The organism is Amycolatopsis sp. NPDC059657, from assembly GCF_042734395.1.
GTDB lineage: Bacteria > Actinomycetota > Actinomycetes > Mycobacteriales > Pseudonocardiaceae > Amycolatopsis.
This window is the reverse complement of the sequence record NZ_JBHWEB010000056.1, coordinates 21,255-33,719: the sequence shown is the minus strand read 5'-3', so window position 1 is coordinate 33,719 and position 12,465 is coordinate 21,255. Positions and strand designations below refer to the sequence as shown.

The 12,465-nt window shown below is 69.2% G+C and carries 12 protein-coding genes; 5 read left to right on the top strand and 7 right to left on the bottom strand.

All coding sequences use genetic code 11. From position 1 onward, the window contains the following. The 3 genes from ACFV15_RS27455 to ACFV15_RS27445 form a co-directional block, all read right to left on the bottom strand. Positions 1-2,233 (bottom strand): xanthine dehydrogenase family protein molybdopterin-binding subunit (locus ACFV15_RS27455; RefSeq protein WP_378353513.1); only part of this gene is annotated, 2,233 nt, incomplete at its 3' end. Next, a complete protein-coding gene (locus ACFV15_RS27450; RefSeq protein ID WP_378353511.1) occupies positions 2,233-3,192 on the bottom strand; it encodes an FAD binding domain-containing protein in 960 nt (319 codons plus the stop codon). The genes ACFV15_RS27450 and ACFV15_RS27455, both read right to left, overlap by 1 nt. Then, a complete protein-coding gene (locus ACFV15_RS27445; protein ID WP_378353509.1) occupies positions 3,179-3,631 on the bottom strand; it encodes a (2Fe-2S)-binding protein in 453 nt (150 codons plus the stop codon). The genes ACFV15_RS27450 and ACFV15_RS27445 overlap by 14 nt, the downstream gene beginning before the upstream one ends. Before the next feature lie 199 nt (positions 3,632-3,830). Between ACFV15_RS27445 and ACFV15_RS27440 the strand changes: the two genes are divergently transcribed. Next, positions 3,831-4,418, top strand: coding sequence for a TetR/AcrR family transcriptional regulator (locus ACFV15_RS27440; protein ID WP_378353507.1), 588 nt, complete (start codon positions 3,831-3,833; stop codon positions 4,416-4,418). 236 nt (positions 4,419-4,654) lie between these two features. On the opposite strand, the gene ACFV15_RS27435 is transcribed toward ACFV15_RS27440, so the two are convergent. Genes ACFV15_RS27435 through ACFV15_RS27425 form a run of 3 tightly spaced genes read right to left on the bottom strand, consistent with a single transcriptional unit; the run spans position 4,655 to position 8,688 of the window. After that, positions 4,655-5,299 (bottom strand): YdcF family protein, encoded by a 645-nt coding sequence (locus ACFV15_RS27435; RefSeq protein ID WP_378353505.1) that lies wholly within the window; start codon positions 5,297-5,299, stop codon positions 4,655-4,657. Next, on the bottom strand, positions 5,296-6,006 hold the full coding sequence (gene pgeF, locus ACFV15_RS27430) for a peptidoglycan editing factor PgeF (RefSeq protein ID WP_378353503.1): 711 nt from the start codon (positions 6,004-6,006) through the stop codon (positions 5,296-5,298). The genes ACFV15_RS27435 and pgeF overlap by 4 nt, the downstream gene beginning before the upstream one ends. Before the next feature lie 18 nt (positions 6,007-6,024). Beyond that, on the bottom strand, positions 6,025-8,688 hold the full coding sequence (locus tag ACFV15_RS27425) for an ATP-binding protein (RefSeq protein ID WP_378353501.1): 2,664 nt from the start codon (positions 8,686-8,688) through the stop codon (positions 6,025-6,027). A 92-nt stretch (positions 8,689-8,780) separates the two neighbouring features. On the opposite strand from ACFV15_RS27425, the gene ACFV15_RS27420 reads away from it, so the two are divergent. Next, positions 8,781-8,975: a DUF397 domain-containing protein gene (locus ACFV15_RS27420; RefSeq protein ID WP_378353499.1), complete on the top strand. Its 195-nt coding sequence runs from the start codon at positions 8,781-8,783 to the stop codon at positions 8,973-8,975. On the opposite strand, the gene ACFV15_RS27415 is transcribed toward ACFV15_RS27420, so the two are convergent. Further along, positions 8,944-9,789 (bottom strand): helix-turn-helix domain-containing protein, encoded by an 846-nt coding sequence (locus ACFV15_RS27415; protein WP_378353497.1) that lies wholly within the window; start codon positions 9,787-9,789, stop codon positions 8,944-8,946. The two genes, ACFV15_RS27420 and ACFV15_RS27415, sit on opposite strands and share 32 nt — an antisense overlap. Before the next feature lie 101 nt (positions 9,790-9,890). Between ACFV15_RS27415 and ACFV15_RS27410 the strand changes: the two genes are divergently transcribed. The 3 genes from ACFV15_RS27410 to ACFV15_RS27400 all read left to right on the top strand — a co-directional run bounded on the left by ACFV15_RS27410 (position 9,891) and on the right by ACFV15_RS27400 (position 12,465). Further along, a complete protein-coding gene (locus ACFV15_RS27410) occupies positions 9,891-10,622 on the top strand; it encodes a hypothetical protein (RefSeq protein ID WP_378353496.1) in 732 nt (243 codons plus the stop codon). Then, the gene (locus ACFV15_RS27405; protein WP_378353495.1) at positions 10,619-11,347 is read left to right on the top strand and encodes a hypothetical protein; all 729 of its coding nucleotides are present in this window, start codon (positions 10,619-10,621) and stop codon (positions 11,345-11,347) included. Before ACFV15_RS27410 ends, ACFV15_RS27405 begins: the two co-directional genes overlap by 4 nt. A 236-nt stretch (positions 11,348-11,583) precedes the next feature. Next, positions 11,584-12,465, top strand: a complete 882-nt coding sequence (locus ACFV15_RS27400) for an SIS domain-containing protein (protein WP_378353493.1) — start codon at positions 11,584-11,586, stop codon at positions 12,463-12,465.

The window sequence follows — 12,465 nt, the reverse complement described above, 5'->3', positions numbered from 1 at the left end:
GGTTGAGCCCGCGTGCGCCGGAGTCGTACGAGACGAGCCTGCTGATCGGCTTGAACTGCCGGTCGAAGTGCAGCAGGTCTTCGATCGTGATGGGGATGTCGCGGACCCGGACGCCGGTGGCGTTGTAGACGGCGTTGGCGACGGCCGCCGCCATGCCGACGATGCCGATCTCCCCCACCCCGCGCGCGCCGACCGCGTTGTGGAAGGTGTCCGGGTACTCGATGAAGTGGACGTCCGCCTCGCCGATGTCCGCGTTCACCGGCAGCAGGTAGCCCGCCAAGTCGCCGTTGGCCAGCCGCCCGTTCCGCTCGATCTCGAGACCTTCGTGCAGCGCGGCCGAGACACCCCAGATCATGCCGCCGATGATCTGGCTGCGTGCCGACTGCGCGTTGATGATCCGGCCGGCGTCGAACACCCCGAGCATCCGGGACACCCGCGCCTCGCGGGTCCACTTGTGCACCCGGACCTCGCAGAACTGAGCCCCGAACGAGCTGAACGAATGCTTGGTCAGCTCCTCGCCCGGCGCGGAGGAGCCGGTCGCCGTCAGCGTGGTGCGGCCCGTCGCGCGCAGCAGCTCGCCGAAGGTCATCGACCGGCCGTCCGCCTGCACGCGACCGTCCGCGTACGTGGTTTCGAGGCCCTCGAACGGCGCGCCCGCCGACGACGCCAGCTTCAGCAGGTCGTCGAGCACGTTGTTCGCGGCGACCATGATGGCCGTGCCCGCGCTCGCCGTCGCGGTCGAGCCACCGGACATCCCGCCTGCCGGGTACCTCGAGTCACCCAGCCTCGGTGTGATCCGCTCCGGCGCGATGTCCAGCGATTCGCCGCCCACCAGCGAAAGCACGGTCAGCAGACCGGTGCCGGGGTCCGCGCCGCTGGTCGACACGGTCGCCGTGTCGTCCGCGTTCAGCACGATCTCGATGGTGGCCGGGAACCGCAGCGCCGGGAACATCGCGGTGGCCGTGCCGAGCCCGACCAGCCAGTCGCCGTCGGTGCGCCCGTTCGGCGTGCGCTCCGCCCAGCCGAACCGGGAGGCGCCGATCTGGAAGCACTCGTCGAGATGCTTGCTCGACCACTGCAGGTCCTTGCCGGGCGGCGCGAACGAGTTGTTCCGCATGCGCAGCTCGATCGGATCCATGTTCAGCGCGACCGCGAGCTCGTCGACCGCGCTCTCCAGCGCGAACGACCCCGGCGCCTCGCCCGGCGCGCGCATGAACGTGGTCGGCGGGATGTTGAGCGGGACCATTTTCTGGCTGATGGCCAGGTTCTGCGTGGCGTACCACTCGCGCGAGGTGCCGTGCGAGGTCGGTTCGACGAACGACCCGTCCGCCGCCGTGCTGCACCACGAATCGTGGCGCACCGCGATCAGCTTGCCGTCGCGGTCCGCGCCGAGCGCGACCTTCTGCACGGTCGCGGCCCTGCCCGCGGTCGCCGTGAAGACCTGCTCGCGGCTGAGCGCGGCCTTCACCGGCCTGCCGAGCGCTTTGGCCGCCGCCGCGGCGAGGAACGCGGGCGTCGAGGTGTGGCCCTTGCCGCCGAAAGCGCCGCCCACGAAAGGGTTCACCGCGCGCACCGTCTCAGGATCGAGGTCCAGCGCCTGCGCCAGCTGCGACGCCTGGATGTCGGAGCCCTGGTTTCCACTGTAGACGGTCAGGCCGTCGGCGTCCCACAGCGCGACGGCCGAATGCGGCTCCATCGCGGCGTGGTTCTGGGTCGCGGTCGTGTACGTCTCGTCGACGACCACCGCACTCGCGGCCAAAGCGTCCTCAATAGACTCGACACCTGGCGCGAGAATGCTCAGTTCCGAGCCTTCGCCACCGCGGCCGGGTGGCGGTTCCTGTGCCGTGGCGAGACCGTCGGCCAGCGAGGTCAGCGCGGGCCGGGTGAGGTACGAGACCTCGACCAGCATCGCGGCATCCCTGGCCTGCTCGTAGGTCTCCGCGACCACGAACCCGATCGCCTGGCCGTAGTAGGTGACTTCCTTGGTCTGCAACGGAACCCAGGTCTCGCCGAGCATGCCGCTCGGCGTGTTCAGCTTGAGCGAGTCGAACGGCGTGTACACGGCGACCACGCCGGGCGCGCTCTTCGCCGCGGTGACCTCCATGGCCTCGATCTCGGCGTTCGCGACCGTGCTCACCACGACGTAGCCGTGCAGCATGCCAGGGTAGTCGCGGTCCGTCCCGTACTTGGCCCGCCCGGTGACTTTGAGCGGGGCATCCACCCGGTTGACCATCAACGGTCCCCTTCGGTCAGTTCGAGCAGTGCGCGGATGATGGTGCGCTTGAGCAGCGACAGCTTGAACCCGTTGTCCGGCAACGACTTGGCGCCGTCAGCCGCGAGCGATGCGGCTTCCTCAAAGGACTTCTGCGTGAGCGGCGCGCCGCGCAGTGCCTCCTCGACGGCGGGCAGGCGCCACGGCACGGTTCCCACACCACCGACGGCCACGCGCGCGTCGGCGATGCGCCCGTCCTGGATGTCGAGCGCGATCGCGGCGGAGCACAGCGCGAACTCGTAGGACTGCCTGTCGCGCACCTTGACGTAGGTGGACCGCGACGCCCAGTCCAGCTTCGGCACGACCACCTCGGTGATCAGCTCGCCCGGCCGCAGATCGTTCTCGACGTCGGGGGTGTCACCGGGGAGCCGGTAGAAATCGGCCAGCGCGACCGTGCGAGTGCCGTCCGCCGAAGCCAGCCGGACCTGGGCGTCGAGCGCGAGGAACGCGACCGCGACATCACTCGCGTGCGTCGCGACGCACGAGTCGCTCGTGCCGAGCACGGCGTGCATCCGGTTGGCGCCGCCGATCGCCGGGCAGCCACTGCCTGGTTCCCGCTTGTTGCACGGCGTCGCCACATCACGGAAATACGTGCAACGGGTGCGCTGCAACAGATTGCCGCCGATGCTGGCCATGTTCCGCAGCTGCTGGGAAGCGCTCAGCAGCAAGGCGCGGGAGATCATCGGGTACACATCGGGGTGGGCGGCGATGTCGCTCATCCGCTCCAGCGCGCCGATGCGCAGGCCGTCGCCGGTTTCGATACCGCGCAACGGCAGTTCGTTGATGTCCAGCACCTGGTGCGGGGTGAGGACATTGAGTTTCATCAGGTCGACCAGCGTGGTGCCGCCGGCCAGGAAGGTGCCGGGCGTGGCGAGCGCGTCTTCGACGGTCGTGGGTGCGGTGAGCTCAAACGGACGCATCGGCCCGCCTTGCCTGCTCGACCGCGGCGACGATGTTCGGGTAGGCCGCGCACCGGCAGAGGTTGCCGGACATGAATTCGCGGACGTCCTCGACACCGTCGCGGACCGCGGCGACCGCCGACATGATCTGCCCGGAGGTGCAGAATCCGCACTGCAGCGCGTCCTGCTCGACGAACGCCTGCTGGACGGGGTGCAGGTCGTCCCCTGTGGACAGTCCTTCGACGGTGGTCACCGGCTGCTTGACCGTCGCGGCCAGCGTCAGGCAGGACAGCACCGGCTTGCCGCCGACCTGCACGGTGCACGCACCGCACTGGCCGCGGTCGCAGCCCTTCTTCGGGCCGGTGACGGAAAGACGTTCGCGCAAGGCGTCGAGTAGGGTGACGCCGGGGTCGACACTCAACTGTTCGGTAGTGCCGTTCACTTCAAGTGAGATGTCCACAGGTCTCTTTCGGCGTGGTGGGCGCAGTGAGTACACGGGATCACGGCCACGTCGAATCCACGGCCGCGCTCGAACCGGATAGTAATCCGCTTTGCGTCCGAGATTAGCGGAACAGAATCCGCTTCGCAATGAGCGCTCCCCTGGAGCAACTCCACGTGCAGTAGATTCATCAGCTGCCACGATACGACCGGGAGGGCAGATGACGACGGGATCGGTCAGTCCCCGCCGCGCGGACACCCGCCGCAACCACGAGCGCATCCTCATCGCGGCCGCGGATTCACTGGTCAGATCGGACGAGCTCTCCTTCAACGCCATCGCGAAGCAGGCCGAAGTCGGCGTCGGCACGGTCTACCGCCACTTCCCCACCCCCGAAGCGCTCATCCTGGCCGTCTACCGCCGCGAGGTCGCCCACCTGGTCGACGTCGTACCGGCGCTGCTCGAGCAATACACGCCGGAACAGGCGTTCCGCACCTGGACGACCGATCACCTGGCGCACTACATGATGACCAAACGCGGCCTGGCGAACGCGTTGCGCACGACCGCGGTCTCCCCCGGCGAGCTGCCAGCCAAAGCCTTCGAAGCCATGGTCGGCGCGATCTCCTCTTTGCTGCAGGCCAATGCCGACGCGGGCACGGTCCGCCCGGACCTCGACCCCGAGACGGTGCTGCGCGGCCTGGGCGGCCTCTTCTACCTTGACCCGGCCAGCGACTGGCGCGGCCAAGCAGCCGCACTCGCCGACCTCCTCTGGCAAGGCATGCGCGGCCCGGGAACCTGCCACTGCTCCTGACGGGTGGTGGTGAGCGACGGGCGGGCGGCGAGAACCCAATGCCGGGCAGTTAAAGACCGACGATAAGAGTCAAGACTCTGTTCCCGCATGCCGCGCCATCCGGAAAGTTGATCTTCGCGAAACCCGAGTTTGGGCAACTGGATGGCCCAAACTCGGGTTTCGCGTCGCTTGACAGTCCAGGCCAAGCCTTGACTACCCGGCATTGGGTGAGAACCGGCCGTATCACTCACGAGTCCTCAGAGGACGTAGCGGGTGAAGCCCAGCGCCACCAATCGGTCGTAAGCCGTCCATACGGCGGGCGGGATTTCCATCGGGGCCTGGAAACCGCGCTCGGCGTAGACCTTGATGCGCTGGAGATCGCCGACCATCAACTCGATCGTGCGCAATTCCGACGCGTCGCCTTCGAGGTAGCCTGCGAGCGTGACCTCGGCCGTGCTGACCAGCCACTCCACGCCGGGCCACTGCTTGCGCGCCGTCGCGACCGCGCGCCTGGCCATGTACGGCTTGGCCACCAGAATCGCGCGCCGGACCTCGATGCCCCGCGCGGCGAGCAGCGAACGCGTGCGGGTGATGTTCTCGCCGGTGTTGGTGGCTTCCTCTTCGAGGATCATCGCGGAACGAGGCACGCCGAGGCCTTCGGCGACACCCGCGAAGACCGCCGCCTCGGAGTCCGCCCAGGTCTCGGTGACCTTGCCACGGCCGCCCGAGATCGCGATGAGCGGGGCCCAGCCGTCCTGCCACACGCGCGCGGCGTGCTCCGCGACGCGGACGTCGTGACTGCCGAGCACCAGGATGACGTCGCTCTTCTCCAGTTCGGGCGCGAGCCGGTGGTACTCCCAGAGCACGTCCGCGAGCGCGCGGACTTCAGCGGTGATGTTCATGCGTCCAGCCAGATGTAGGCGGCGAACCGGCCGGTTCGCCGGTCGCGGCGGTAGGAGTAGAGCTCTGCCGATTCGATCGTGCAGCGGTCGTCGTGCCGGACGTCGCGGACGCCCTCGGCCGCGAACTGCGCGGTGATGCCTGCCCGGATGTCGACGGACGGCTTGCCTGAGCGCGTGGCCGACCACGCTTCCGGCAGCACGGCGGTGAATTCGTCGCGTACCTCGGCGGAAAGTTCGTAGCAGCCACCGCATGCCGACGGTCCCACGAGCGCGACCATCGCGGCGGGATCGGCGCCTCGCGCCGCCATGGCCCGCACCAGCGCGGGAACGACACCTGCCGCTGTGCCGACCCGGCCGGAATGCGCGGCGCCGACCAGCCCGCCACCCGCGACCAGCACCGGCGCGCAGTCGGCGACGAGCACACCCAGCGCCAGCCCCGGCCGATCGGTGTAGATCGCGTCCAGTTCCGGCGCGTCCGAGCCGTACGGCTCGGTCACATACCCGACGTCCGCGCTGTGCACCTGCCGCATGAACACCACCCGCTCGGGGTCGATGCCCAGTTCCACCGCGGTCTTCGCCCGGTTGGCCAGCACGGTGCGCGCGTCGTCGCCGACCGCGCCGCCGAGATTGCGGCTGTCGAACGGGGCGGTGCTCCCGCCGCCACGCCGATCTGTGATCGCGACCCGGGCTCGGTCAGTCAGCAGCAACCGAGGTTCCTCCATCTTTCACTCGGCTTCGAGGCTATCAAGCAGATCGTCGAGCTGTTTCGCCGTGCGTGCGCCCAAATCCGCGCTCATCGCGTGCGCTCGTCGCGCGTGCACGCGGGCTTCGGCGAACTCGCCCGTCGCTCGCAGGCACAGTGCGACCTCCGTCAGCGCGCAGACTTCGCCTCCACGGCTGTCGACGTCCACGCGATAGGTCTCCAGCGACTCACGGGCGAGTTCAAGCGCTTCGACGGGCTTGCCCGACTCGCGCAACACGCCCGCGAGCTGTGTCAACGCTCCCGCCGTGCCGAACCGCGCCCGCGTCGAACGGTAGATGTCCAAGGACTCGCGCAATTGCGCTTCGGCGTCGACGAGCTTGCCGAGGCCGGTGTTCAGCCTGGCGGAGACCCGCAGCACGTCGGCCACCCCGCCGGGATTGCGGACCGCGGCGAAGATCGCGGCGGCCTCCTCCAGCAACGGCACCGCGTCCTCGGGACGTCCGGCCAACGCCAGCGCGGAAGCCATGTTGTTGAGTGTGTTGGCGATTCCACGCTGGTCACCGGTGCCTCGGTAGATCTCCAGCGCGACCGGATAGCACTCCAGCGCCGCGTCGTAGTCGTCACGCAGCCGGTGGATCACGCCGATGTTGGCGAGACTGCGCGCCTCCCCCAGCGCGTGCCCCAGGCTCCGGTAACCCTCGATGGCCTGGCGGTGATGATCGAGCGCCACCGGATACTCGCCGACGACGCGGTGCACCATCGCGATCAGATAGTGCGACTCCGCTTGACCGTAGGTGTCGCCGAGCTCGGTGTGCTCGGCGAGCGCACGCCGATGCTCGTCGAGCGCGCGAGGATTCTGCCCGTTCATCCGGTGGCCGACGCCCGCGCGGTTGAGCATGTCCGCGGCGGCGATCCGATCGCCGAGCCGGAGGTAATGTTCCCGCGCGCCAAGGAATCCGTCGATGGCGGCGGCGTGATTGCCGTGCGCGTTGTTGATGTCGCCGATGCGCGCGGTCATGTCGGCGACGGCCTGCGGGTCGTTGCCGATGCTGGCCACGCTCAGCCCGAGGCCGTACTGGTTGCCCGCGTCGGCGAGGTGGGCGCGCAGCCCGAGATAGTGCGCGATCGCGCGGGGAATCCGCCAGAAATAGGGTTGCAGATCGAATTCCGCAGCCATGCTCCGGCAGCGCAGCAGATTGTCCAGTTCCAGGTCGCACCAGCTGACCGCGGCCTGCTCGGATTCGAATGACCTCGGCAGTGCCGGCACCTCGGCGACCTCGTCCTTGACCAGGCGATACGGCACCAGCGTGGCATGGGCGGTCAGCGCGGTGTGCAGATACGAGTCCAGCGCGCGGGCGGTGGCGCGCTTGCGGTCGGACCGCGGATCGGTTTCGCTCGCGCATTCCCTGGCGAACTGGCGCAGCAGGTCGTGCAGCCGGTACCGGTGCCGCGCAGCCTCACGGACGAGGCTGTACTCGACGAGCCGGTCCATCGCGTCTCGCCCGGCCGCCGGGCCGACCCCGCCGAGCGCGACCGCGACCGGCAGCCCGAGCTCGCCGGGAACATGCAGGCCGAGGCGCCGGAAGACGATCTGCTCAGCCTCGGTCAGCCGCCGGTACGACAGCTCGAACGCCGCGCGGACCGACTTGTTCTCGGCACGCATCGCACGCAGCCTGGTCTGCTCGTCGCGGAGTTCCTCGGCCATGTCGGCGACCGTCCAGCCGGTGCGCGCGGCCAGTCCGGCGGCCACCATCCGGATGGCCAGCGGCAGTCCGCCGCAGAGCCGGACGATCTCGTCGACGATCGCCGGGTCGTCATCGGGCCGCCGCGTGACACCGGTGAACAACGCGACCGCCGACTCGTGCGGCAGCACGTCGAGGCTGTAGCTCGCGGCACCCCGCATGCGCAGGCCGTCGAGACGGCGGCGGCTGGTGACCAGCACGAGCGAGCCCGTCGCGCCGGGCAGCAGCTGCTCGACCTGCTCGGTGGACGACGCGTTGTCGAGCACCACCAGCACCCGTTTGCCGACCAGCGCGGCGCGCCACACCTCGCCCCACTCCGCGTCGCCGGACGGCAGGCTGGCGGGGCTCTTCTTGAGCATGGAGAGCAAGCGTGCCAATGCTTGCGAGGGCTCGAGTTCCTCGTCGGTGTTGGCCTGCAGGTCGATGAACAGCTGCCCGTCCGGGTAGCGAGGCGCGAGCCGCCTGGCCAGTTCGACGGCGAGCGTGGTCTTCCCGATCCCGGCCATGCCGTCGATCGCGAGTACGGTCTTCGCGGTGACGAGCGCCTCCAGCTCGTCGAGCTCGTCCTGCCGTCCGGTGAAGTCCGGATCGGCGCCGATCAGTGTGTTCACGCCGGTCGCCTGCGGTTTCCGGCGGGTGCCGGAAACGCGGAACCAGGCGTTTCCCCATTCGCGTTGTTCTTCGCCGGTGGCGCCGAGCGCGATCACCATCGCATCGAGTGTTTCCGACGGCACCAGCGTTTTCCCGCTGACGTAACTGTGCACAGTGGATTTGCTCGACGGCGGCAGGCCCAGCCGTCCGGTCAAGTCGGCGAGACTGACCTTGGGTTTACCGCTGCCACGCGCGGCACGCGCGGACAGCAGTGCGAGCTCGCGGACCAGGTCTTCCAGCTTTTCGACGCGCCGTGGATCGGGCCCGTCCGTGCCCGATGGACCGCTGCTCACATCACCCTCCCCACTCGGATCATACGTCCGGAGTCGTCCGGGAACGTTCCGGATCGACGGTTCCGGACGCCGATCGCCCGCTTACTGGCGTCATGAACTCATCTGATTTCCCCGATGCCCGCTGGTTCAAGAGCAGCCGCTGTGCCGGTGCGACCGACTGTGTCGAGGTCGCTTTCCTGGCAGGCGTCGTCGCGGTCCGCGATTCCAAGGACCCCGGACCGATGTTCGTGCTCGACGCCACGCGATGGGGCGCGTTCACCGATGCGTGCCTGCGACTTCCGCGATGAGCTCCGCCGACTCGGCCGGGCCGAGCGCGAGCGCGCCGACCCGGTCGAAGGTCGACACATAGCGGTCGACGTGGTCAGGATCGTGGATCAGCTGCCCTTCCGTCAGGTTGTTGGTGTAGGCCACCTTCGGGTCTTCCGGGTCGGCGAACCCGAGCACGATGAAGCCGCCCGACTGCGCCGGATGCATCCCGGCCGCCAGCGGCAGCACACGGACCGTCACGTTCGGCGCCGCCGCGCGCGCGGCGAGCAGTTCCAGCTGCGGAGCCATGATCCCGGGCGCGGGACGCCGCAACGCGGTCTCGTCGATGACGACCGAAAGCCGCGGCGGGTTCGCGCGGCGGAGGATCTCCTGCCGGCTGTGACGCAGTTCGGCGAGCCGTCCGGCCTCGTCCTCGGTCGACCCGTACGCCATCGCGAGCGCCTGCGCGTACTCGCGCGTCTGCAGCAGGCCGGGTATCCACGAGGGCTGGTACTCGCGGATCTCGGTGGCTTCCTCTTCGTAGCCGATGTAGTGGTCGTAACCGTCGAAGATGATGTCCGCGTAGGTGCGCCACCACTCACGCTGACGTTGCCCGCGCGCCACCGAGAGCAGCGCCGTCTGCCGCGCGCCGAGCACGCGGTAGCAGTCGAGCATCTCGCGCAGATCGGGCGGGCGGACCGCGACCTGCCCGGTCTCGATCCGGCTCAGCTTGGCCACCGAGCAGTCGAGCCGCGCGGCGACCTCTTCGAGCGTCTTGCCCGCCTGCTCGCGCAGTCTGCGCAATTCCTTACCCAGCCGGGCGCGGCTGGTCACCTGATCGGCCGAACCGGTCATGACGCTGTGTGCAAACTTGGGAGAAATGCAAACCTTGCAGGTTTCTGGAGGCGACGATACCGTGGATTCACCGTGCAATCTTTGCATAACGGGGGGTTTTGATGAGTGAAGGTCTCCGTACCCTGATCGAGGATCGCCTGCCATGGCTGATCGAGGACCACACGTCCTATCGGGTGCTGCAGTGGGTGTTCTGGCCGGTCACGGCACTGTTGACGCTGGCGTTCGCAGCGACGGACCCGGCGTCCGGCTCGGTGCTCATGGGCGCGCCGCTCCTGTTGATCGCACTCACCCGCTGGCGCGGGCTGGGCGCCGTGCCCACGGTGCTGCTGGTCCTCACCGCGGCGCTGTCACTCGCCCCCGCCACGTTCCTCGGCCGGTACGAAGCGTCCGAGGACATGCCGACCGGTCTGATCTTCTTCGGCTTCGTGGTGTTCCTGGTCTGGGTGGCGGCGTTCCCGACGCTGCTCGACAAGCTCGACGACCGCCACCATTCGGTGTGGGTGCCGGAGGCCGACGGCTGGTATCGCGACGATCGCGCGGTCTACCGCGTTTTGCTGATCAGGCTGTGGATGGCGACGATCGTCATGATCATCGTCGGCGGGTTCGTCGCGCCGGGGCTCTGCTTCGCCGCGCTGGTGTTCCGCCGCCGCTGGACCGCCGCCGTCGCCGGGATCGCCTGCGTGGCCGAGGTCGTCGTCTCCTATCAGCACGGCGCGTTCGAGTTCGCCTTCGAGCCGATCGAGATCATCGCCGGGCTGCTCTCCGCGCAGCAGTGGAAGCAGGCGTTCTCGCATCCGCTCTGGGACCCGCGCGACCAGGTCGGCTACCCATGACCGGGGCCGACTGGGTCCGCTCCGCGCTGGCCTCGATGCCCATGCCGCAAGCCCCGTCGGCCAGTCCGTGGGACTGCTCGGCCGCGGCGTTGATCGCACCCCGCCTGCCACCGGGGGTCAGGCGGGTGGCGGGCGGCCTGGACCGCTTCGGGGCGGTTCGGCTGAGCCCATGGGAGATCGGGATCGACACCACGCGGGCCGTGCCGTGGCAAGCCGTGCTCGAAGTGCGGACCCGTCCGCTGCTCGACGTCATCGCGACCACGATCGGCGAGCAGGCCGCCCGGTTCGCTCCGCCGGTGCCCGGGATGCGGTACGCCGCGAACAAGGTGCTGCCGTACGTCGCCAGCACGATCGCGTCGACTCTGCTCGTGTCACTGCTCGATCGCCGCGAAGGGGCCGCCGGCGCCCAGGTTCCTTACGCGATAACGGTTCGCGGCAAGCTGAAGCCGCAGATCACGACCGCTGGCCCGGTGTCCGCGGCCATCCTCTGCCTGCCGCAGGTGTCGGCCTGCCTGCTCACCACGGCCGGGTGCTACGGAATTCCGATCGTCGGCGCGCAGACGACGCTGCCGCCGGGAAGTGTCCACAGGTTCGCCGAAAGGCTACGCGACCGCGCGATCCAAGCGGCACCCGATGACCCCGCCACCCGGGCTCCCGAACCTCGACGAGGCGGACCGGCTTTCCGATCGCGACCAGGCCTCCATGACCCAATGCCTGGCCCTTAAGAACCGGAGGCAAGAACCAAGCCTCCGCCCGCGCATCTCGCGCGGCCGGTCGAACGCACAAACGCCACGTTCGCAACGCTGAGCGACACATAAGCCCCGTTCGTTCCGTCACGAGCCGTTCACTGCGCGGTTGAGCGCGGTTGATGCGCGAAGTTGCTCGAAACATGCATTGACGTTGCATGAACTTGCACCTACGGTGTGGTCATTGCGCATGACCGGGCACTGATGGGGAGCACATGAGCGGGACTTTCATGGCGGCCGAGGTCGCCAGCCAGCCGGACTGCTGGCGTGAGGCGGCCGCGCTGGCCGGCTCCGTCGCCGGGCTGTTGCCCGAGCCGGGAGCGAGGGTGGCGATCGCCGGGTGCGGGACGTCGTGGTTCATCGGGCAGGCCTACGCGGTGCTGCGCGAGCAGGCCGGGCACGGCGCGACCGACGCGTTCGCGGCTTCGGAATTCCCGCTCCAGCGGCGTTATGACCACGTCATCGCGCTGACCAGGTCGGGCACCACGACCGAGGTGCGGTCGCTGCTGGCGAAGATGCGCGGGGTCAGCCCGACCACCGTCATCACCGGGGTGCCCGCCGAGGTCGACGGGACCGCCGACGCGGTGGTCGACCTGTCGTCGGCCGACGAGCGTTCGGTCGTGCAGACGCGGTTCGCGACCAGCGCGCTGGCGTTGCTGCGCACGCATCTCGGCGAGGACATCGAGCCGGTCGCGAAGCAGGCCGAGCGGGTGCTCGCCGAACCGCTCGCGCCGGAACTGCTTTCCGCCGAGCAGTTCAGCTTTCTCGGGACCGGCTGGTCGGTCGGCATCGCGCACGAGGCGGCGCTCAAGTTCCGTGAGGCGTGCCTGTTCTGGTCGGAGTCGTACCCGGCGTGGGATTACCGGCACGGCCCGATCAGCATCGCCGAGCCCGGCCGGGTGACCTGGATGTTCGGCACCGCGCCGGACGGGCTGGCCGAGGACGTCCGGCGCACCGGCGGCACCTTTGTCGAAAGTGGACTCGACCCGCTCGCCGATCTCGTGCGCGCGCAACGCCTCGCCGGTGCGATCGCCGCCAGCAAGGGCCTCGACCCCGACCGGCCTCGGAGCCTCACCCGCTCCGTAGTGCTGAGCTGA

What these genes read in the sequence shown, in the direction of transcription:
- ACFV15_RS27450 (WP_378353511.1), bottom strand. Translation starts at nt 3,192, where the DNA reads ATGCGTCCGTTTGAGCTCACCGCACCCACGACCGTCGAAGACGCGCTC.
- ACFV15_RS27440 (WP_378353507.1), top strand. Translation starts at nt 3,831, where the DNA reads ATGACGACGGGATCGGTCAGTCCCCGCCGCGCGGACACCCGCCGCAAC.
- ACFV15_RS27435 (WP_378353505.1), bottom strand. Translation starts at nt 5,299, where the DNA reads ATGAACATCACCGCTGAAGTCCGCGCGCTCGCGGACGTGCTCTGGGAG.
- ACFV15_RS27420 (WP_378353499.1), top strand. Translation starts at nt 8,781, where the DNA reads ATGAACTCATCTGATTTCCCCGATGCCCGCTGGTTCAAGAGCAGCCGC.
- ACFV15_RS27415 (WP_378353497.1), bottom strand. Translation starts at nt 9,789, where the DNA reads ATGACCGGTTCGGCCGATCAGGTGACCAGCCGCGCCCGGCTGGGTAAG.
- ACFV15_RS27410 (WP_378353496.1), top strand. Translation starts at nt 9,891, where the DNA reads ATGAGTGAAGGTCTCCGTACCCTGATCGAGGATCGCCTGCCATGGCTG.
- ACFV15_RS27405 (WP_378353495.1), top strand. Translation starts at nt 10,619, where the DNA reads ATGACCGGGGCCGACTGGGTCCGCTCCGCGCTGGCCTCGATGCCCATG.
- ACFV15_RS27400 (WP_378353493.1), top strand. Translation starts at nt 11,584, where the DNA reads ATGAGCGGGACTTTCATGGCGGCCGAGGTCGCCAGCCAGCCGGACTGC.